This is a genomic window from Streptomyces mangrovisoli, assembly GCF_000974985.2.
Lineage (GTDB): Bacteria > Actinomycetota > Actinomycetes > Streptomycetales > Streptomycetaceae > Streptomyces > Streptomyces mangrovisoli.
On the sequence record NZ_LAVA02000018.1, the window covers coordinates 46,742 to 68,980 of the forward strand.

General features: G+C 74.3%; 6 protein-coding genes and 2 pseudogenes. 4 read left to right on the forward strand and 4 right to left on the reverse strand.

What is annotated here, in order from left to right; genetic code table 11:
* Positions 1 to 123 precede the first annotated feature (123 nt).
* A complete protein-coding gene (locus WN71_RS09165) occupies positions 124 to 1,926 on the reverse strand; it encodes a 3-hydroxyacyl-CoA dehydrogenase family protein (protein WP_107469607.1) in 1,803 nt (600 codons plus the stop codon).
* Entirely contained in the window at positions 1,923 to 3,275 is a 1,353-nt protein-coding gene (ccrA, locus tag WN71_RS09170) for a crotonyl-CoA carboxylase/reductase (protein WP_046591494.1), read from the reverse strand. Before ccrA ends, WN71_RS09165 begins: the two co-directional genes overlap by 4 nt.
* 298 nt (positions 3,276 to 3,573) lie before the next feature.
* On the opposite strand from ccrA, the gene WN71_RS09175 reads away from it, so the two are divergent.
* Positions 3,574 to 4,350 (forward strand): thioesterase II family protein, encoded by a 777-nt coding sequence (locus WN71_RS09175; protein ID WP_046591493.1) that lies wholly within the window; start codon positions 3,574 to 3,576, stop codon positions 4,348 to 4,350.
* A gap of 61 nt (positions 4,351 to 4,411) precedes the next feature.
* On the opposite strand, the gene WN71_RS09180 is transcribed toward WN71_RS09175, so the two are convergent.
* Together WN71_RS09180 and WN71_RS09185 are read right to left on the reverse strand one after the other, a co-directional pair.
* A complete protein-coding gene (locus tag WN71_RS09180; protein ID WP_046591492.1) occupies positions 4,412 to 4,669 on the reverse strand; it encodes a helix-turn-helix domain-containing protein in 258 nt (85 codons plus the stop codon).
* Positions 4,669 to 5,160, reverse strand: a complete 492-nt coding sequence (locus WN71_RS09185; protein ID WP_046591491.1) for a DUF2975 domain-containing protein — start codon at positions 5,158 to 5,160, stop codon at positions 4,669 to 4,671. Before WN71_RS09185 ends, WN71_RS09180 begins: the two co-directional genes overlap by 1 nt.
* Positions 5,161 to 5,639: 479 nt before the next feature.
* Here WN71_RS09185 and WN71_RS43560 point away from each other — a divergent pair.
* From WN71_RS43560 to WN71_RS42630, 3 genes and pseudogenes are all read left to right on the forward strand, one after another.
* Positions 5,640 to 9,086 (forward strand): annotated as a pseudogene (locus WN71_RS43560) (type I polyketide synthase); the annotation flags it as partial.
* A 174-nt stretch (positions 9,087 to 9,260) separates the two neighbouring features.
* Positions 9,261 to 10,538, forward strand: a pseudogene (locus WN71_RS43565) (acyltransferase domain-containing protein); the annotation flags it as partial.
* A gap of 48 nt (positions 10,539 to 10,586) precedes the next feature.
* On the forward strand, positions 10,587 to 22,166 hold the full coding sequence (locus WN71_RS42630; RefSeq protein WP_476756012.1) for a type I polyketide synthase: 11,580 nt from the start codon (positions 10,587 to 10,589) through the stop codon (positions 22,164 to 22,166).
* The last annotated feature ends 73 nt before the right edge of the window (positions 22,167 to 22,239 follow it).

Genomic DNA, 22,239 nt, shown 5'->3' on the forward strand with positions numbered 1-22,239 from the left:
CGGGTTTGTCCAAATACCCCTAACTCCCCCTGAGCGGCCCCACTCACCGCGGGTCGGGAAACCCCTTAGGGGTGGCGGGAATTGAGTGGTCCGCTTTCGGGCCGCGGCCTTCCGGGCGGCTGTTCAGGCGGCCGTCGCCGTGCGGAAGCCGCGGCCGTTCTTGCGCCCCAGGGCGCCGGTGCCGGCCAGCGCCGCCAGCAGCGGGGCCGGTTCCTGGTCGGGGTCGGCGAGGTCGTCGTAGAGCCGCTGCTGGATCGCGAGGGAGACGTCCAGGCCGATGGTGTCGAGCAGCTCGAACGGGCCCATGGGGTAACCGAATCCGTCGCGTACGGCCGCGTCGATGGCGTCGATGGACGTGCCGGGGCGGTGCAGCAGGCGCACGGCCTGGCCAAGGTAGGGGAAGAGCAGGCAGTTGACGATGAACCCGGCCCGGTCGGGGCAGGTGACCGCGGTCTTGCCGAGCCCGCCGACGAAGGCGTTCGCGGCGGCGTGCACGGCGTCGGTGGTGTCGGGGGTGCGCACGACCTCCACGAGCCTGAGGGCCGGGGCCGGATTGAAGAAGTGCAGTCCGATGGTGTCGGCCGCGCGCCCGGACGCCTCGGCGCAGGTGGCGACGGGCAGGCTGGAGGTGGTGGTGGCCAGGATCGTGCCGTGCGCGGCGGTGAGCCGGCCCAGGCGGGCGAACAGGTCGCGCTTGACGGCGAGATCCTCGGCGACCGCCTCGATCACCAGGTCCCGGCCGCTCACCGCGTCGACGGTGGCCGCCGGGGTGAGCGCGGCGAGCGCGGCGGCCTTCTGCTGGGCGGTGACGCGGCCGCGCCGCACGGAGCGGGTCAGGGACTGCTCGATCGCCGCGAGGGCGGCGGCGGCCTTGTCGTCGCTGCGGGCGACGAGCACGGTGGGGTGGCCGGCGGTCGCGCAGACCTCGGCGATCCCGCGGGCCATCGTGCCCGAGCCGACGACGGCGACGGTGCGTACGTGCCGGGTGGCGGTCCCGGCGGGGGCGAGGGCGGTGGTGTCGTGGACGGTACGGCCCTCGTCGTCCCAGGTGTGGAAGCCCTCGCCGCTCTTGCGGCCCAGCCGCCCGGTCGCCACCAGCCTGCTCAGCAGCGGGGCGGGCCGGAAGCAGGCCTGTCCGGTGGCGTGGTGCAGCCCCGTGAGCAGGGAGTGCGCGGTGTCCAGGCCGAAGGTGTCCAGCAGGCGCAGCGGTCCGGCGGGCAGGCCGCAGCCCAGCCGCATCGCGGTGTCGATGTCGTCGCGGGTGGCGTGACCGGCCTCCAGGAAGGACACCGCCCGGTTCAGCTGGGCGAGGACCAGGGCGGTGGCGTCGGTGGCCGGCTGGACGCCGAGGCTGCTCACGGGCTTCAGCCCCAGGGAGGCGATCAGCGACTGGACGGCGGTCGTGGTGGCGGGGGCGGTCAGCGTGGTGGTGACCGCCTCGACGGTGCCTCCGGGGCCCGGCGGCACCAGGAAGCGCAGGCCGGCGAGGGTGCCGGGGCGGCCGGAGGCGATGGCGAGTTCGGCGAGCGAGAGGCCCGCGGTGGTGGTGACGACCGGTGCGGGGCTCAACCCGCCGATACGGCGCAGCAGTCGGGCCTTGTCCGCGAGGTCGTCGCCGACGGCCTCGATGACGACGTCGGCGCCGGACAGCGCCGCCAGGTCGTCGGTGAGGTGCGTCTCGCCCGCCGTGTCGGCGCCCGCCGACGCCTTCAGCCTCCGGTCGGCGCGGGCGACGGCGTCCGGGTCGGTGTCGACGCCGATGACGCGGTGCCCGGCCGCGTGCGCGAGGCGCAGGAACGCCTCGCCCACCGTGCCGAGGCCGACCACGGCAGTGACGGGCCGGGATGCCGTGGGGGTGCCGTGGGTCGCGGGGGCGTGGTGGGTCGTGTCGGTGCTCTTGGCCGTGTGGCTGGTGTGGGTGCTCACTTCTCCTGCCCCTCGATCCGGCGGAAGCGGTTGATGGCGTCGAGGTGTTCGGCGCGCAGTTCGTGGTTGCGGACGCCGAGGCCTTCCTCGGGGGCGAGGCACAGGACGCCGACCTTGCCCTGGTGGAGGTTGCGGTGGACGTCGTGGGCGGCCTGCCCGGTGTCCTCCAGGGAGTAGACCTTGGAGAGGGTCGGGTGGATCTTGCCCTTGGCGATCACGCGGTTGGCCTCCCACGCCTCGCGGTAGTTCGCGAAGTGCGAGCCGATGATCCGCTTCAGCGACATCCACAGGTAGCGGTTGTCGTACTCGTGCATGTAGCCCGAGGTGGAGGCGCAGGTGGTGATGGTGCCGCCCTTGCGGGTGACGAACACCGAGGCGCCGAAGGTCTCGCGGCCGGGGTGCTCGAAGACGATGTCGATGTCCTCGCCGCCGGTCAGCTCACGGATGCGCTTGCCGAACCGCTTCCACTCGCGCGGGTCCTGGGTCTGCTCGTCCTTCCAGAACCGGTAGCCCTCAGCGTTGCGGTCGATGACGTTCCGCGCGCCCATCGCGCGGCAGATGTCGGCCTTCTCCGGGCTGGAGACCACACAGATCGGGTTGGCGCCGCCCGCGAGGGCGAACTGGGTGGCGTAGGAGCCCAGTCCACCGCTCGCGCCCCAGATCAGGACGTTGTCGCCCTGCTTCATGCCGGCACCGTTGCGCGAGACCAGCTGCCGGTAGGCGGTGGAGTTGACCAGGCCGGGAGCGGCGGCTTCCTCCCAGCTGAGGTGCTGCGGCTTGGGCATGAGCTGGTTCGACTTGACAAGTGCGAGCTCTGCCAGGCCGCCGAAGTTGGTCTCGAAGCCCCAGATCCGCTGCTCGGGGTCGAGCATCGTGTCGTTGTGGCCGTCGGAGGACTCCAGCTCGACGGAGAGGCAGTGCGCGACGACCTCGTCACCGGGCTTCCAGGCGTTGACGCCGGGGCCGGTGCGCAGGACGACGCCCGCGAGGTCGGAGCCGATGATGTGGTACGGCAGGTCGTGGCGCTTGGTCAGCTCGGAGAGCTTGCCGTAGCGCTCCAGGAACCCGAAGGTGGACAGCGGCTCGAAGATCGAGGTCCACACCGAGTTGTAGTTGACCGAGGAGGCCATCACGGCCACCAGGGCCTCACCCGGACCCAGTTCGGGCACCGGGACTTCCTGCACGTGCAGAGACTTGCGGGGGTCCTTCTCGCGGGACGGCAGCCCCTCGAACATCGTGGCGTCCTCGCGGCGCACCACCGCCCCTCGGTAGGACTGCGGCAGCGGCAGCCCCGCGATGTCCCGGGGCGAGGCGTCCCCGGCGAGCACGGCGCTGATGATCTCGTCCATGTCTCAACTTCCCGTGGGATCTTCGGCGATCGGCCGTCGGCGGCCGCGGCCCGCCCCGGCGTACGGTCCCGACGCGGCCGGCGTACGGCGGCGGGCGGGCGGCGCGAGGGCAGGGTCCTGACGGCGAGCATAGGAAGTGTCCATCGGCCCGGGTAACCCCTAACCGGCCCCGCGCGACCCCTCTCCTGCGCGGTCCACGGGGGCCGCAGAACACCGGGGTTCGGTGTGCCGCCACCGCGTGCCATGCTGAAGATCCTTCCCGCGTCTATCCCTTGTGTGGGAGTGAGGAGGCGGCCCGGTGACAGCGAACGGGCAAGCCGACTGGTTCCGCAATTTCGCACCCGCTCCCCAGGCACCGGTCCGTCTGGTGTGCCTGCCGCACGCCGGGGGCTCGGCCGGGTACTACGTGCCCGTCGCACGGGCGCTGGCGCCCCGGGTGGAGGTGCTGGCCGTGCAGTATCCCGGCCGCCAAGACCGCCGCCACGAGGCGCCCTTCACCGATGTACGGCTGCTCGCGGACGCCGTCGCCGAGCGCCTCGCGCCGTACGCCGACCGGCCGTTGGCCCTGTTCGGGCACAGCATGGGCGCCACCGTCGGCTACGAGGTGGCGCTGCGGCTCGAAGCGGCCGGGCGCGGTCCGGCGCATCTGTTCGTGTCAGGGCGGCGTGCGCCCTCGGTCGTCGTCGAGGAGCGCTGGCACCTGGCCACCGACGCCGGTCTGGTCCGCGAGGTGAAGTCGCTCGCCGGGACCGACACGGCGTTCCTGGACGATCCCGAGCTCCTGGAGATGGTGCTGCCGGTGATCCGGGCCGACTACCGGGCGGTGGAGACCTACCGCGCGGACCCGGCCGCGCCGCGGCTGGCCTGCCCGGTGACGGCGCTGACCGGGGACCACGACCCGAAGGCGGCCGTCGAACACGTGCTGCGCTGGGAACGGCACACCACCGGCGGGTTCACCGCCCAGGTGTTCTCCGGCGGCCACTTCTACCTCAACGACCACGCGGCGGACGTCCTGCGCACGGTGGCGGCGCGGCTGGAGCCGGGGGTGGTGGGCGTGTCGCGGGCGGCCGGCTGAGCGGTGCCCTTCGGGGGAGCTGAGGCCCCGACCAGCTCCACGCCTCCGTCCCGACGGCCGCCTACGCCTCCGCTCCTGCCGTCGTCCCCGTCTCCGCCCCGGCCTCCGCGTCCGTCTCGGCCTCCCAGCGCAGCAGGTCGCCCGGCTGGCAGGCGAGGGCCTCGCAGAGCGCGGCGAGTGTCGCGAAGCGCACCGCCTTGGCGCGGCCGTTCTTGAGCACGGCCAGGTTGGCGGGGGTGATGCCGACGCGCTCCGCGAGCTCGCCCACGGACATCTTCCGCCTGGCCAGCATCACGTCGATGTCGACGACGATCGCCATCAGATCACCTCGTCCAACTCGGCCTGCATCCGGGCCGCTTCGACGTCGCGTGCGACCGCCTGGGCGAGCAGCATCCGCAGCACGAGCACGATGAGGGCGACCCCCAGGATGGCCACGCCGATCCCGCCCATGATCAAGGTGACCCCCGGGTCCTCCCGCTGGCCGGGCGCGTTGACGGCCGTGACCGCGAACCACAGGAGGGCGGCGGCCACGATGGCGCCGATCACCCCGTTCACGTACCGGAAGGCGGCGAAGGAGAACACGGTTCCGCGCCGCACCATCGTCACCAGCCGCCATACGCAGACCACGGCGACCTGGACGCACACCATGCCCAGGAGGGCGATCACGCGAAACGCGGTCAGCGGGACCGAGCCGTCCTCCGGGTCGCTCCCGCTGACCAGCACGTACAACAGCCCTCCCTGCACGAGCACGGTGCCGGCGAGCACCCCTGCGAGCACGGCGCGCAGCGCGCGCACGGTCAGCTTCCCCACGACTCATCCCTCCATCGACTCACGATGGGAATCTATCGTTTTTCGATAGGTGACGCAACGGCCGGGAGGGGCGGGCAGGGCACGGCAAGCACGGCTGCCACCCCGGCGGCGGGACCTCCCCCGGACCGCGGCCCCTAATCGCCCGGCCCGCCCCCTAGAAGCCGGCGCGGAGCCGCCGGGCGGCCCCCCAACGGCATTTAGGGGTTGGTCGACCCGAGGGGGCGTCCATAGCGTGGCATTCGTCCATGGCTTTCCGATGAGGCGACAGCCTTCACGGTTCTTCTGTCCGGCGGGGGCGACAGCCTTTCGCCACTGTTCCATTCGGCTGAGGCAACAGCCCTACGCCACTGCTCCATTCGGCTGGGGGGACAGCCTTCCGCCGGTTTTCTCTTCGAGCAATCCGCTCCGTCTTCACGTGCCCAAGGAGTCTGTCCATGCTGCGTTCCGAACTGGTGCGGCCGCTGCCGGAGATGCTGCGGATGCAGGGCGACCGTCACTGTGCCAAGACCGCGTTCAGCGACGCCCGGCGCAGCGTGACGTACGCGGAGCTGCTCACCCGCACCGGGCGACTGGCCGGGCATCTGGCGACGTTCGGGCTGTCCGCCGGTGACCGGGCCCTGATCCATCTCGGCGACACCGTGGAGACGGTGGAGGCGTATCTCGCCGTACTGCGCGCCGACGGTATCGGTGTCCCGGCCTCGCCACGTTCGACGACGGCGGAACTGGCGCATCTGCTGGACGACTCCGGTGCCCGTGTGGTGCTCACCGATACGGCCGGCGCCGAACGGTTCGCCGAACTCGCCGGGGAACGCGCCCTCACTCTGATCGTCGCCGGCCCCGACGGCCCCGACTCCGGGGCCGAGGCCGAGACCGGGGTGTTCGCCGCCGTGGCCGGCTTCGAGGTGCTCGCCTCGACGGAGGCCCACAGCCCGGCGCGTGACGGACTGTCACTGGACGATCCGGCGTTCCTGCTCTACACCTCCGGCACCACCGGCCGTCCCAAGGGCGTGCTGTCCACGCAGCGTTCGTGCCTGTGGTCGGTGGCCGCCTGCTACGCGCCCCTGGTGGGGCTGTCGGAGAGCGACCGGGTGCTGTGGCCGCTGCCGCTGTTCCACAGCCTGGCCCACGTGTTCTGTGTGCTCGGCGTGACCGTGACGGGCGCGTCGGCCCATCTGATGCCGGGGCTGTCGGCCAGTGACGTCCTGCGTCAGCTGCGCACCGGCGGGCACACCCTGCTCGCCGGGGTGCCCACCCTCTACCACCAGTTGATCGAGGCCGCCCGCGGCCAGGAACCCGGAGGCCTGGAGGGGCTGCGGCTGTGCCTGACCTCCGGCGCCCCCGCGGGTGGATCGCTGGCCGCCGCGTTCGAGGACGCCTTCGGGGTGCCGCTGATCGACACCTACGGATCCACCGAGACGTGCGGCGCGATCACGGTCGCCGAGCCGGGCGAGGAACGGGTGGCGGGCTCCTGCGGCCGGGCGGTGCCCGGACTGGCCCTGCGGCTCGTGGACCCGGACACGGGCGACGACGTCGCCGCGGGCGCCGAGGGCGAGGTGTGGGTGGCGGGCCCCAACCTGATGCTGGGCTATTACGGCCGTCCCGAGGAGACCGCGGCGACGCTGGTCGACGGCCACTACCGCACCGGCGACCTGGGCCGTCTGGACCCGGACGGCCGCCTGACCCTGACCGGGCGGGTGAAGGAACTCATCATCCGGGGTGGGGAGAACATCCACCCCGGCGAGATCGAGGACGTGCTGCGCGGTCTGGCCGGGGTCGCCGACGCCTGCGTGACCGGGGTGCCGCACGAGGTGCTCGGCGAGGTGCCGGTGGCGTTCCTCGTGCCCGCGCCCGGTGCCGAACTGGACGGCGACGCGGTGTTCGCGGCCTGCCAGGAGCGGCTGTCGCGGATCAAGGTGCCGGAGACGCTGTACGTGACCGACGCCGTACCGCGCACCGGGTCGGGCAAGGCGATCCGCCACCGCCTGGATCCCGCCGGGGCCACCTTGCTGGCCGCCCGTCCCGTGGATGCCTCCGGACTGGCCGAGGCCGCCCCGCCGGAGGACCCCGCCCGCGCCGAACGGCTCCGCCAGGAACTGCTGGGCACCGGCGCGGACGCCCGGCCGGGCGTGCTGGCGGCGCTGGTGCGTCAGGCCGCCGCCGAGGTGCTCGGGCTGGCGGGGCCGCACGCGGTGCCCGTCGACCGTTCGTTCAAGGACCTCGGCCTGGACTCGGCCGGCGCGGTCCGGCTGCGCAACCGACTGGCCGGCGCCACCGGCCTGGTGCTGCCCGCCTCACTGGCCTTCGACCGGCCCACCTGCCAGGCCGTCGCCGGGCACCTGCTGCACACGCTGCTCGGCGGCCCGGCCGTGACACCGGCCAGGACCCGGCGCCGTACGGCCGACGGGGACGACCCGGTCGTGATCGTCGGCATGAGCTGCCGGCTGCCCGGCGGGGTGCGTGGCCCCGACGACCTGTGGGACCTGGTCGCCGCCGGGCGGGACGCCGTCGCCGCGTTCCCCGACGACCGCGGCTGGGACCTGGACGTCCTTTACCACCCCGACCCCGACCACCCCGGCACCAGCTACGTCCGCGAGGCCGGATTCCTCTACGACGCCGGGGACTTCGACGCCGAGTTCTTCGGGATCAGCCCGCGCGAGGCCCTCGCGATGGACCCCCAGCAGCGGCTCCTGCTCGAATCGTCGTGGGAGGCGTTCGAGCGCGCCGGGATCGACCCCGGCACCCTGCGCGGCAGCCGCACCGGCGTGTACGCGGGCGTGATGTTCCACGACTACGCCGCCGGTCTGGAGCAGGCGCCCGAGGGCCTGGAGGGGTATCTCGGCACCGGCCGGGCCGGCAGCGTGATGTCCGGACGGATCAGCTACGTCCTGGGCCTGGAGGGTCCGGCCGTCACCGTCGACACCGCCTGCTCCTCCTCCCTGGTCGCCCTGCACCTCGCCGCCCAGGCGCTGCGCTCCGGCGAGTGCGACCTCGCGCTGGCCGGCGGCGTCGCGGTGATGGCGACGCCCGAGGTCTTCGTCGAGTTCAGCAGGCAGCGCGGGCTCGCCCCCGACGGCCGCTGCAAGGCCTTCGCCGCGGCCGCCGACGGCACGGGCTGGGCCGAGGGCGTGGGCATGCTGCTGCTGGAGCGGCTCTCGGACGCCCGCCGCCACGGCCACGACGTGCTGGCGGTGGTGCGCGGTTCGGCGGTCAACCAGGACGGCGCCAGCAACGGCCTCACCGCGCCCAGCGGGCCCTCCCAGCAGCGTGTCATCGAAGAGGCCCTGGCCGACGCCCGGTTGACGCCGTCCGCCGTCGACACCGTCGAGGCGCACGGGACCGGCACCCGGCTCGGCGACCCCATCGAGGCGCAGGCGGTACTCGCCACCTACGGGCAGGACCGTGGCGAGGGTGGTGAGCCGCTGTGGCTGGGCTCGCTGAAGTCGAACATCGGGCACGCGCAGTCCGCGGCCGGTGTCGCCGGTGTGATCAAGATGGTGCAGGCCATGCGGCACGGCCTGCTGCCGAAGACCCTGCACGTGGACGCGCCGACGAGTCATGTCGACTGGAGCGCGGGCGCGGTGGAACTGCTCACCGAGGCCCGGCCCTGGCCCACGGCCGACCGGCCGCGGCGGGCGGCGGTGTCGTCGTTCGGCGTCAGCGGCACCAACGCGCACGTGGTGCTGGAACAGGCGCCCGCCGACGCGGCAGCGGCCCCGGCACCGATCGAGGAATCCCCCGGCTCCCCCACCGCCGAGCCGCCCGCCGGACCCCCCGTCCTGTGGCCGCTGTCCGCCCGCGGCGACGAAGCCCTGCGCGAGCAGGCCGCCCGCCTGCTGACCCGCCTGGAGGCGGAGCCCGAGGCCGAACCCGCTTCCGTCGCACGGGCGTTGGTGACCACCCGGGCCGCCTTCGACCAGCGGGCGGTGGTCGTCGGCACCGACCGCGCCCAGCTCACCGACGGCCTGCGCGCACTGGCCGACGGCGAGGCCGGCGCGCACGTCGTGCAGGGCACGAACGTGGGCACGGACGCGAGCCGGGCGGTGTTCGTCTTCCCCGGCCAGGGCTCGCAGTGGCCGCAGATGGGCGTCGAACTCCTCGACTCCTCCCCCGTGTTCGCCGCCCGGCTGACCGAATGCGCAGAGGCGCTCGCGCCGTTCACCGACTGGTCGCTGCTCGACGTACTGCGCGAGACGCCGGGCGCGCCCGGCTTCGACCGGGTCGACGTCGTCCAGCCCGCCCTGTGGGCGATCAACGTGTCCCTCGCGGCGCTGTGGCGGTCCTACGGCGTCCACCCGGCCGCGGTGATCGGCCACTCGCAGGGCGAGATCGCCGCCGCGGCCGTCGCCGGCGCACTCAGCCTGGAGGACGCGGCCCGCGTGGTCGCCCTGCGCTCGCGCGCCATCATCGCGCTGGCCGGGCGCGGCGGGATGGTCTCCGTCGCCCTGAGTGCCGAGCGGGCCCGCGAACTGATCGAGCCGTGGCCGGGGTTGTCGGTGGCAGCGGTCAACAGCCCGGCCTCCGTGGTCGTCGCGGGCGGCACCGCGGACCTGGACGCCATGATCGAGACCTGCGCGGAGCGGGAGATCCGCGCCCGTCGTATCAACGTCGACTACGCCTCGCACTCCGCGCACGTCGAGGAGATCCACGACGAACTCCTCGACCTGCTCGCCCCGGTGACCCCCCGCACCTCCGAGGTGCCCCTCTTCTCCACGGTCGACGGCGAGTGGCTCGACACCACCGCCATGGGCGCCGAGTACTGGTACCGCAACCTGCGCCGGACCGTCCGCTTCGAGGACGCCGTCAGGGCCCTCGCCGACAGCGGCCACGGCCTGTTCGTCGAGTGCAGCCCGCACCCGGTGGTCTCCTTCGGGGTGCAGGAGACGGTGGAGGACACCGGCGCGCCGGCCGCGGTCGTCGGCTCGCTGCGCCGCGGCGAGGGCGGCCCGCTGCGCTTCGCGCTGTCGCTCGCCGAGGCCCACACCCGCGGCGCCCGACTGGACTTCGACGCCATGCTCCCCTCCGCGGAGCGCCCGTTCACGGGCCTGCCGACGTACGCCTTCCAGCACCGCCGGTTCTGGCTGACGGGCACCCCGGCCACGGGCGACGTCGCCGCCGCCGGGCTCGGCACCGGCGGCCATCCGCTGATCGGCGCGCAACTCGCCCTGGCCGGCAGCGAGGCGCTCCTGCTGACCGGACGGATCTCGGCGCGCACCCACCCCTGGCTCGCCGACCACCTGATCATGGACTCGGTGATCATGCCAGGGGCGGCGTTCGTGGAACTCGCCGTGCAGGCCGCGGACCTGGCCGGCTGCGACCACGTCGAGGAACTCGTGATGGAGGCACCACTGGTGCTGCCCGAACGGGGCGGCATCCAGGTGCAGACCACCGTCGGCGAACCCGACGAGAGCGGCCGACGGCCGCTGACCGTGCACTCCCGGCCCGAGGACGACACCGAGGCCCCCTTCGTCCGCCACGTCAGCGGCACTCTGGCCACCGCCCGCACCGCCGCGCCGTACGACTTCACCGCCTGGCCGCCGCCGGGCGCCGAACCGGTCGACGTCGACGGCTTCTACGACCGTCTCGCGGTGGGCGGTCTCGGCTACGGCCCCGCCTTCCAGGGCCTGCGCCGCGCCTGGCGGCGTGGCGCCGAGGTGTTCGCGGAAGTCGCCCTGGACGAGGAACTCATTCCTCAGGCACGCGACTTCGGCCTGCACCCGGCCCTGCTGGACGCGGCGCTGCACGCCATGGACCTGGGCGCCGTCGACCGCGACCTGAGCGAGGGGCGGCTGGCGTTCTCGTGGAGCGGCGTCACCCTGCACGCCTCGGGCGCGGCCGCCCTGCGGGTGCGGCTGGCCGCGGCGGGGCCGGACGCGATCACGTTGCAGGCCGCGGACAGCGCCGGCACGCCCGTGCTCGACGCCGAGTCCCTGGTGACCCGGCCCGTGGCCCGCGACCAGATCTCCGCGAGCCGCCGAGACCCCCTGTTGCACGTCGAGTGGACCCCGGTCGAAGCCGCCCCCGACGACGGCGGCGACGGCGAGGCGTGGGCGGTCCTCGGCGACGAGGGCCTGGCCGACGCGCTCGGCGCGGGCCCCGCCTGGCCCGATCTGGCGCACCCGGCCACGGACGCCCGGCCCGGCCTGGTCGCCGCCCTGGCACCGAGCGCGTCCGGCGATCCCCGGGCGGCCGTCCGCGACGCCACCGGCCACGCTCTGGCGCTGGTCCAGCAGTGGCTGGCCGACGACCGCCATGCGGACGCCCGGCTGGTGCTCGTCACCCGCGGCGCGCTGCCGCTGGACGGCCGGGTCCCCGATCCGGCCGCCGCCGCGGTGTGGGGGCTGGTCCGCTCGGCGGAGTCGGAGAACCCCGGCCGGTTCGTCCTCGTCGACGTCGATCCCGCCGCCGCATGGCCCACCGTCACCGGCGCGCTGCGCCGGGCCGTCGCCACCGAGGAGCCACAACTCGCCCTGTACGACGGCGAGATCCGTGCGGCCCGCCTCACCGCGCTGCCCCCGACGGAAACCGGCGCCGAACCCGCCTCCTGGAGCGCGGACGGCACGGTCCTGGTCACCGGCGGCACCGGCGGCCTCGGCGCGCTGGTCGCCCGCCATCTCGCCACCGTGCACGGCGTACGGCACCTGCTGCTGACCAGCCGCCGCGGCCCCGACGCCCCCGGCGCCGCCGAACTCGCCGCGGAACTGGGCGAGCTGGGCGCACGGGCGACGATCGCCGCCTGTGACGTGGCCGACCGCGCGGCCCTCGCGGACCTGCTGGCCGGGATCGACCCGGCCCACCCGCTGACGGCGGTGGTGCACACCGCCGGAACCGTCGCCGACGGTGTCGTCCCCTCGCTCACCCCCGACCATCTCGACGACGTCCTCCGCCCCAAGCTCGACGGCGCCCTGAACCTGCACGAACTGACGGCCGAACACGACCTGGACGCGTTCGTCCTGTTCTCCTCCGCCGCCACGGTCTTCGGCTCCCCGGGGCAGGCCAACTACGCCGCCGCCAACGCCTTCCTCGACGCCCTCGCCCACCAACGGCGCGCCGCGGGCCTGCCCGCCGTGTCGCTCGCCTGGGGCGTGTGGGCGGAGAGCGGCGGCATGGCCGGGCGGCTCGACGAAGGCGACCTCAAGCGCCTCGCCCGCGCCGGCGCCGCCGCCATGACCGCAGCCCAGGGCCTGGCCCTCTTCGACGCCGCCGTCACCGCCGCCGGCGCGGAGGACGGTGCGGCGGCGCTGGTCCCGATGCGGCTGGAGACGGCCGCGCTGCGTGCCCAGGCCGCCTCGGGCGAACTGCCGCCGCTGCTGCGGTCGTTGGTCCGGGTGCCGCGCCGCCGCTCCGCCGCGGCCGCCGCCGAGGCGCGGTCGGGCGGCGGTTCGCCGCTCACCGACCGGCTCGCCGGGCTGGACGCCAAGGAACGCCACGAGGCACTCCTCGACCTGGTGCGCGGCCACGCCGCCACCGTCCTCGGACACGGCTCGGGCAGCTCGCTCGCCGCCCAACGCACCTTCAAGGAACTCGGCTTCGACTCCCTGACCGCGGTCGAACTGCGCAACCGGCTGACGACCGCCACCGGTCTGCGACTGCCCGCCACCCTCATCTTCAACTACCCCACCCCGACCGCACTCGCCGCCCACCTGCACACCGAACTCGTCGGAGACGACACCACCACCACCGCGGCGGTGGGCGCCCGGACGCCGGCCACCGGCCACGACACCACCACGGACGACCCGATCGCGATCGTGTCGATGAGCTGCCGCCTGCCCGGCGGAGTGCGCTCCCCCGAGGACCTGTGGCAGCTCCTGGCGACCGGCACCGACGCCATCGGCGCCTTCCCCGCCGACCGCGGCTGGGACGTCGACCACCTCTACGACCCCGACCCCGACGCGCCCGGCCGCACCTACGTCCGCGAGGGCGGCTTCCTCTACGACGCCGGCGGCTTCGACGCCGAGTTCTTCGGCATCAGCCCGCGCGAGGCCCTCGCCATGGACCCGCAGCAACGGCTGCTCCTGGAGACCTCCTGGGAGGCCCTGGAGCGGGCCGGCATCGACCCCGAGTCGGTGCGCGGCGGCCGTGTGGGCGTGTTCGCCGGTACCCACGGCCAGGACTACGCCACCCTGCTGCCCGGCGCCCCCCAGGAGCTGGAGGGCTACCGGGTCACCGCGGGCGCGGCCAGCGTCGTGTCCGGCCGCATCTCCTACGCCCTCGGCCTGGAGGGCCCGGCCGTCACCGTCGACACCGCCTGCTCCTCCTCCCTGGTCGCCCTGCACCTCGCCGCGCAAGCGCTGCGCTCCGGCGAGTGCGACCTCGCCCTCGCCGGGGCGGTCGCGGTCATCGCCACCTCCGAGGGCCTGGTCTCCTTCAGCCGGCAGCGCGGGCTCGCCCCCGACGGCCGCTGCAAGGCCTTCTCCGCCGACGCGGACGGCTTCGGCTTCGCGGAGGGCGTGGGCGTACTGCTGCTGGAACGCCTCTCCGACGCCCGCCGCCACGGACACACCGTGCACGCCCTGGTCCGCGGCTCCGCGATCAACCAGGACGGCGCCAGCAACGGACTCACCGCCCCCAACGGACCCTCCCAGGAACGCGTCATCCGCGCCGCCCTCGGCAACGGCGGTCTCACCCCCGCCGACGTCGACGCGGTCGAGGCGCACGGCACCGGCACCAAGCTCGGCGACCCCATCGAGGCACAAGCCCTGCTCGCCACCTACGGGCGGGACCGCGACGCCGAACACCCGCTGTGGCTCGGGTCGATCAAGTCCAACATCGGCCACACGCAGGCCGCCGCCGGCGTCGCGGGCGTCATCAAGATGGTCCTGGCGATGCGCCACGGGCTGCTGCCCAAGACCCTCCACGCCGACGAGCCCACCCCGCACGTCGACTGGGAGACCGGCGCCGTCACCCTGCTCGCCCAGGCCCGGGAATGGCCCCAGGCGGACCGCCCGCGCCGGGCCGGAGTGTCCTCCTTCGGCATCTCCGGCACCAACGCGCACGTCATCCTCGAACAGGCCCCCGCCACCGAGCCCGCGCGCGAGGACGCGGACACTCCGGCGCGGGACCTGCCCGCCACGGCATGGGTGCTCTCCGCCAAGGAGCCGCAGGCGCTGCGCGAGCAGGCCGCCCGCCTCGCCGCCCACGTCACCGCCCACGACCTGCTCCCGGCGGACGTGTCCCTGTCCCTGCTCACGGCCCGCTCCGACTTCGACCGCCGCGCCGTCGTCGTCGGCACCGACCGCGAGCATCTCCTCACCGGACTCGCGTCCCTCGCCGAGGGCCGCACGGGCAACGTCACCGGAACCCCGAAGCCGGGTCGGACCGCCTTACTGTTCACCGGGCAGGGCGCCCAGCGGCCAGGCATGGGACGGGAGTTGTACGACGCCTTCCCCGTCTTCGCCGACGCCCTGGACGACGCCTGCACCGCACTGGACACGGAACTGCGCTGCGAACACCCCTTGAAGGACATCCTGTTCGCGGACCCGGGCAGTGAACTGGCCGGGCTCCTTCACCAGACGCAGTACACGCAAGCCGCGCTGTTCGCGCACGAGAGCGCGCTGTACCGGCTGGTCAGCAGCCTCGGCGTGACGGCTGACGCGCTCGCCGGGCACTCGATCGGCGAGGTCACCGCCGCGTACCTCGCAGGTGTCTGGTCACTGGAGGACGCGGCCCGCGTGGTCGCCGCCCGCGGACGGCTCATGCAGGCCCTCCCCGCCGGCGGCGCCATGATCGCCGTAGAAGCCACCGAGGACGACGTACGACCACTGCTCGGCGACGGCGTGTCCATCGCCGCCGTCAACGGCTCCCACTCCATCGTCATCTCCGGCGAAGCCGAAGCAGTCGAGACCGTCGCCGCGCAGCTCACGGGCCGGACCAAACGGCTCACCGTCAGCCACGCCTTCCACTCACCCCTGATGGACCCCATGCTCGACGACTTCCAAGCCGTCCTGGAATCCGTCGAGTTCAGCGCGCCACAGCTGACCCTCGTCTCCAACCTGACCGGCGAAGTGGGCGACCCCGCCGAGCTGACCTCCCCCGCCTACTGGGTACGCCACGTCCGCGAAGCCGTCCGCTTCCACGACGGCGTGCGCGCTCTCGCAGGTGAGGGAGTCACCCGGTTCCTCGAACTCGGGCCGGACGCCACCCTCACCGCACTGGTGAACAAGACGCTGGAGGACACCGAGCCGGTCACCGCCGCCGCCCAGCGCCGCGACCGCGACCAGGCCACCACCCTGCTCACCGCGCTGGCCCAGCTGTACGTCCACGGGGCCCACGTCGAGTGGGCCACCCTGGTGGAGGGCAGCGGGGCGAGCCTGGTGGACCTGCCGACCTACCCCTTCCAGCACGCCCACTACTGGCTCGCGCCCTCCGCACCCGAACTCCCCTCCTCCGCCGCCGACTCGGTCGACGCCCGGTTCTGGGAGACCGTCGAGCGCGAGGATCTCACCGCTCTCGCCGAGTCGCTCGCCGTCGACCCGGAGGCGCCCTTCAGCGAGGTGCTGCCCGCACTGTCCGGCTGGCGAAGGGAACTGCTGGAGCAGTCCGCGGCCGACGGCTGGCGCTACCGAGTGGTGTGGCGGCCGCGGCGGTCGGACCCGACGACGGTACGGGCGCCGGGCGGGCGCTGGCTGCTGGTGGCGGCCGTGCAGGACGCCGGGCACCCGTTGGTGACCGGTGCCGCCCAAGCCTTGGACGCGTCCGTCGTGCTGCTGCCCTCCGGGGCCGACCGGCACTCCGTGGCGGCGGCCCTGCGCGAAGCGAGCGCCGGAGGTGAGGAGTTGGCCGGGGTGCTGTCGCTGCTCGCCCTGGACGAGGGGCCGCTGGCCGGCTTCGCGGCCGTGCCCGCCGGGCTGGCCGCCACCCTCGCCCTCACCCAGGCGCTCGGCGACAGCGGGCTCACCGCGCCGCTGTGGCTGGCCACCACCGGCGCGGTCGCCATCGGCGCCGCCGAGGCGGTCACCCGGCCGGTGCAGACGTCGTGGTGGGGTCTGGGCCGGGTCGTCGCCCTGGAGCACCCCGACCGCTTCGGCGGCCTGATCGACCTCCCGTCCGAGCCGGACCCGCGCACCTGGCGGCACCTGGCCTCGGTGCTGGCCGACGCGCAGGGGGAGAACCAGATCGCCGTACGGGCCAACGGAGTTCACAACCGGCGGCTCGTGCGCGACACCGGCGTGGAGAACTCCACGTGGCAGCCTCGCGGCACCGTTCTGGTCACCGGCGGCACCGGCGCCCTCGGCGCCCACGTCGCCCGCTGGCTGGCCCGCAACGGCGCCGAACACCTGCTGCTCACCAGCCGCCGCGGCCCCGACGCCCCCGGCGCCGACCAACTCACCGCCGAACTCGACGCCCTGGGCGTCAGGGTGACGGTCGCCGCGTGCGACGCCGCCGACCGAGACGCCCTCGCCGCGCTGTTGGAGACGCACGCGGTCGACGCGGTCGTGCACACCGCGGGCGTCCTCGACGACGGCGTCCTCGACGCCCTCGACCCCGCCCGCCTGCACACCGTCCTCGCCGCCAAGGCCGAATCCGCCCACCACCTGCACGAACTCACCCGCGACCGGCAACTCGACGCGTTCGTCCTGTTCTCGTCGTTCGCGAGCCTCACCGGCTCCCCCGGCCAGGCCAACTACGCGGCCGCCAACGCTTATCTCGACGGCCTCGCCGAACACCGCCGCTCCCTCGGACTGCCCGCCACCTCCCTCGCGTGGGGCGCCTGGGCCGAGGGCGGCATGGCGGCCGGACCGGAGCTGGACGAGCGGATGCGCCGGATCGGGCTGGCCGCGATGGCGCCCGGCCGGGCGGTCGAGGCGATCGCACGGACCGTGCCGGGCTGCCGGTCCGTGGCGGCCATCGACTGGGAGACCTTCACCGCCGGCCTCGTACGGCCCGACCGGTTCTACGACGAACTCGTCGCCCCGCGCCCCGAGACGCCGGAGCGGGCCCTGCCCGCCGCCGACTCTCCCGACGGCTTCGTACGACGTCTCAAGGCCGCCGCCGGAGTCGAGCGGGAGCGGCTGGCGCTGGAGCTGGTGCGCGCCGAGGTCGCCGGGGTCCTGGGCCACGCCTCGGGCGAAGCGGTGGACGCCGAGCGGGAGTTCAAGACCCTCGGTCTGGACTCGCTCACCGCGGTCGAGCTGCGCAACCGGCTGACCGCAGCCACCGGTCTGCGGCTCCCCGCCACCGCGATCTTCGACTACCCCAGCCCGGCCGTGCTCGCCGCGCACCTGCGCGCCGAACTGGCCGGCGCCGACGACCCGCAGGAGGACTCCCTCCAGGGCCCGGCGGGGGTGGCCGCGGAGGACGACCCGATCGCGATCGTCGCGATGAGCTGCCGCTACCCTGGCGGCGTCGACGCGCCGGAAGACCTGTGGAGGCTGGTCGCCGACGGCGTCGACGCGGTGGGCGCGCTGCCCACCGACCGCGGCTGGGACACGGACGGCCTGTACGACCCGGACCCGGACGCGTCGGGGCGCACCTATGTGCGTGAGGGCGGATTCGTCTACGACGCGGGCGGGTTCGACGCTTCCTTCTTCGGGATCAGCCCGCGCGAGGCCCTCGCGATGGACCCGCAGCAACGGCTGCTGCTGGAGACGTCGTGGGAGGTGTTCGAGCGGGCCGGGATCGATCCGCACGGCCTGCGCGGCGCCCGGGTCGGTGTCTTCGCGGGCACCAGCAACCTCGACTACACCAAGGATCTGCGCGAGGTGCCGGAGGAGTTGGAGGGCCACCTGGGCCTGGGCAACTCCGCGAGCGTGGTGTCCGGGCGGATCAGCTATGTCTTCGGGCTGGAGGGTCCGGCCTTCACGGTCGACACCGCCTGCTCGTCCTCGCTGGTCGCCCTGCACCTCGCCGCGCAGGCGCTGCGCGGCGGGGAATGCTCGATGGCGCTGGCGGCGGGTGTCACCATCATGTCCAGCCCCAACGCGTTCGTGGAGTTCAGCCGCCAGCGCGGGCTCGCCCCCGACGGGCGCGTGAAGGCGTTCGCGGCCGCCGCCGACGGCACCGGCTGGGGCGAGGGTGTGGGCGTGCTGCTGCTGGAGCGGCTGTCCGACGCCCGCCGCAACGGGCACAGCGTGCTCGCGGTCGTGCGCGGTTCCGCCGTCAACCAGGACGGCGCGAGCAACGGTCTGACCGCGCCCAACGGGCCGTCCCAGCAGCGGGTGATCCGGGCCGCGCTCGCCAGTGCGGGACTCGGGGCGGGCGACGTGGACGCCGTCGAGGCGCACGGCACCGGCACCAAGCTCGGCGACCCCATCGAGGCGCAGGCCCTGCTCGCCACCTACGGCAAGGAGCACGACGCCGAACACCCACTGTGGCTGGGCTCGATCAAGTCCAACATCGGGCACACGCAGGCCGCGGCCGGCGTCGCCGGTGTGATCAAGATGGTGCAGGCGCTGGGGCACGGGCTGCTGCCCAAGACCCTCCACGTCGACGAGCCCACCCCGCACGTCGACTGGACGGCCGGCGCCGTGGAACTCCTCACCGACACGCGCCCGTGGCCCGAGGCCGAGCGGCCGCGCCGGGCGGCGGTCTCCGCGTTCGGCATCTCCGGCACCAACGCCCACGTCATCCTCGAACAGGCCCCCACCGACGAGACGTCGACACCGGCCGTCGAGAAGCCGACGCCGGCCGTCGACAGGTCCGCGCCCGGGGCGGAATCGGCCGCGCCCGTCCTCGCCTGGTCGTTCTCCGCGCGCAGCCCCGAGGCGCTGCGCGCGCAGGCCGCCCGGCTCGCCGCCCACGTCACCGGCAGCGACCTCGCACCGGCCGACATCGCGCTCTCCCTGGCCGCGGCACGCTCCGCCTTCGAGGAGCGCGCCGTGGTCACCGGCACCGACCACGAGCGACTCCTCGCGGGGCTCGGCGCGATCGCGGAGGGCAGGCCGGGGACGCTCACCGGCACCGCCAAGCCCGGCCGGACCGCGTTCCTGTTCACCGGGCAGGGCGCCCAGCGGCCCGGCATGGGACGGGAGTTGTACGACGCCTACCCCGTCTTCGCCGACGCCCTGGACGCCGCCTGCGCGGCCTTGGACGCGGAGCTGGGCTCCGAACACCCGCTGAAGGACATCTTGTTCGCCGAGGCGGGCAGTGAACTCGCCGCCCTGCTCGACCAGACGCAGTACACCCAGGCCGCGCTGTTCGCGCACGAGAGCGCGCTGTACCGGCTGGTCGCCAGCCTCGGCGTGACGGCTGACGCGCTCGCCGGGCACTCGATCGGCGAGGTCACCGCCGCGTACCTCGCAGGTGTCTGGTCACTGGAGGACGCGGCCCGCGTGGTCGCCGCCCGCGGACGGCTCATGCAGGCCCTGCCCGCCGGCGGCGCCATGATCGCCGTAGAAGCCACCGAAGACGACGTACGACCGCTGCTCGACGACGGCGTGTCCATCGCCGCCGTCAACGCGGCCGACTCGGTGGTCGTCTCCGGTGCGGAGGCAGCAGTGGAGGAGGTCACGGCCCTGCTGGCCGCGCAGGGCCGCAAGACGAAGCGGCTGACCGTCAGCCATGCCTTCCACTCGCCCCTCATGGACCCCATGCTCGACGACTTCCAAAGGGTCCTCGAAACAGTGGAGTTCACCGAGCCCCACCTCACCGTCGTGTCGAACCTGACCGGTGAAGTGGCCGACCCCGCCGAACTGACCTCCCCCGCCTACTGGGTACGCCACGTCCGCGAAGCCGTCCGCTTCCACGACGGCATCAACACCCTCGCGGGACTCGGCATCCGCCGATTCCTCGAACTCGGCCCGGACGCCACCCTCACCGCGCTGGTGGAGAAGGCCCTCGACGGGGACGAGCCGGTCGCGGCCGCGGCGCAGACCCGTGTCTCGGGCGGGCCCACGGGGTTGGTCGAGGCCCTCGCCCACCTGCACGTCCATGGCGCGCGTGTCGACTGGGCGGCGCTGCTCGACGGCGCGTCCGCGCGGATCGTCGACCTGCCCACCTATCCCTTCCAGCACACCCACTACTGGCTGGAGTCCACCACCGCCGAGACCCCCGCGGGTGACACGGCCGACGCACGGCTCTGGGAGGCCGTCGAAGGCCGGGACGTGGAGTCGCTCGCGACGCTCCTGGGCACCGAGGCCGACGAGCGGCTGCGCGAGCTGCTGCCGCTGCTGGCGGCCTACCGCCGAGCGGCGCGACGCGAGGACGCCACCGACGACTGGCGCTACCGGGTGACCTGGCAGCGGCTGGCCACGAGCCGGCCCCCGGTCGGGGCCGCGCGGCGCTGGCTGGTGGTGCTGCCGGAGGAGTCGGCGAGCGCGTCGCCGTACACCCGGACGGAGCTGCTGGACGGCCGTGGCCTCGTGCCGGTGGTGCTGGGTCTGCCGGCCGGGGCCGGCCGACGTGCCGTGGCCGACGCGTTGAACGAAGTGGCGGCGGACGGGGGCGAGTTCGCAGGGGTGCTGTCGCTGCTCGCGCTGGACGAGCAGCCGTTGCCCGGCTTCGCCGCGGTGCCGTCGGGGCTGGCGGCGACGCTCACCCTCGCCCAGGCGCTGGGCGACAGCGGATGGCAGGTGCCGCTGTGGGTGGTCACCACCGGCGCCGTCGCCACGGGCGGCACCGACACGGTGACGCACCCGGTGCAGACACAGGTGTGGGGCCTGGGACAGACGCTGGGCGCCGAGGCGCCGGACCGGTGGGGCGGGCTGATCGACCTCCCGTCCGAGCCGGACCCGCGCACCTGGCGGCACCTGGCCTCGGTGCTGGCCGACGCGCAGGGCGAGAACCAGATCGCCGTACGGGCCAACGGAGTTCACAACCGGCGGCTCGTGCGCGACACCGGCGTGGAGAACGCCGCATGGCAGCCGCGCGGCACCGTTCTGGTCACCGGCGGCACCGGCGCCCTCGGCGCCCACGTCGCCCGCTGGCTGGCCCACAACGGCGCCGAACACCTGCTGCTCACCAGCCGCCGCGGCCCCGACGCCCCAGGCGCCGACCAACTCGCCGCCGAACTCGACGCCCTGGGTGTCAGGGTGACGGTCGCCGCGTGCGACGCCGCCGACCGAGACGCCCTCGCCGCCCTCCTCGCCGACCATCCGGTGGACGCGGTCGTGCACACCGCGGGCGTACTCGACGACGGCGTCCTCGACGCCCTCGACCCCGCCCGCCTGCACACCGTCCTCGCCGCCAAGGCCGAATCCGCCCACCACCTGCACGAACTCACCCGCGACCGGCAACTCGACGCGTTCGTACTGTTCTCGTCCGTGGCGGGGGCGTTCGGTGCGGCGGGGCAGGGCAACTACGCGGCCGCCAACGCCTATCTCGACGGCCTCGCCGAACACCGCCGCTCCCTCGGACTGCCCGCCACCTCCCTCGCGTGGGGCGCCTGGGCCGAGGGCGGCATGGCGGCGGGCGGAGCGGCGGCCCGGCGCCTGGAACTGAGCGGCGTCAGGCCCATGGACCCGCAGGACGCGGTCGCACAGCTCGCGCGGGCCACCGCCGGGCGGAGCGGCGGTGTGGTCGTCGCGGACATCCAATGGGACCGCTTCGTGAGGGAGTCGGGCGCCGACCGGCCCAACCCGCTGTTCACCGCGCTGCCCGAGGTCCGGGCGGTCACGGCGGACACCGCCGGCGCCGACACCGGCCGGCAGGAGCCGGCGGACGCCCTCGTGGCGCGGCTCGCGGCGGCCGCCGGGCCGGAGCGGCGCCGGGTCGTGGGCGGCCTGGTGCGGGGGGTCACGGCCGAGGTCCTCGGCTTCGCCTCGGCGGACGCGGTCGACCCCGAACGCGGCTTCGTCGAGCTCGGCTTCGACTCCCTGCTCGCGGTGCGCCTGCGCAACCGGCTGGGCGCCGAGACCGGCCTGCGGCTGCCGCACACCGTCATCTACGACCACCCGACGTCCTCGGCACTGGTGGAGCACCTGCTCACCGAGCTGTTCCCCGCCACCGAGGAGGAGACCGCCGACGGACTCGCCGACGCCGTGGTGGCGGAGGCGGACGGGGTGCTGCTCGACGCCGACCTGGACGCCCTGGACGTGGCGGAACTCATCCGCCTCACCCGCAAAAGCCTTTGAGTCACAGCCGAGTCAAAGACAAGCGCACTGAACGAGAAGTAGAAGCCGGCCGCCGACGCGCCCCGCGCGTCGG

Bases quoted from the DNA above. Each gene is read 5' to 3' on its own strand.
- ccrA (WP_046591494.1), bottom strand. From the start codon at position 3,275: ATGGACGAGATCATCAGCGCCGTGCTCGCCGGGGACGCCTCGCCCCGG.
- WN71_RS09180 (WP_046591492.1), bottom strand. From the start codon at position 4,669: ATGGCGATCGTCGTCGACATCGACGTGATGCTGGCCAGGCGGAAGATG.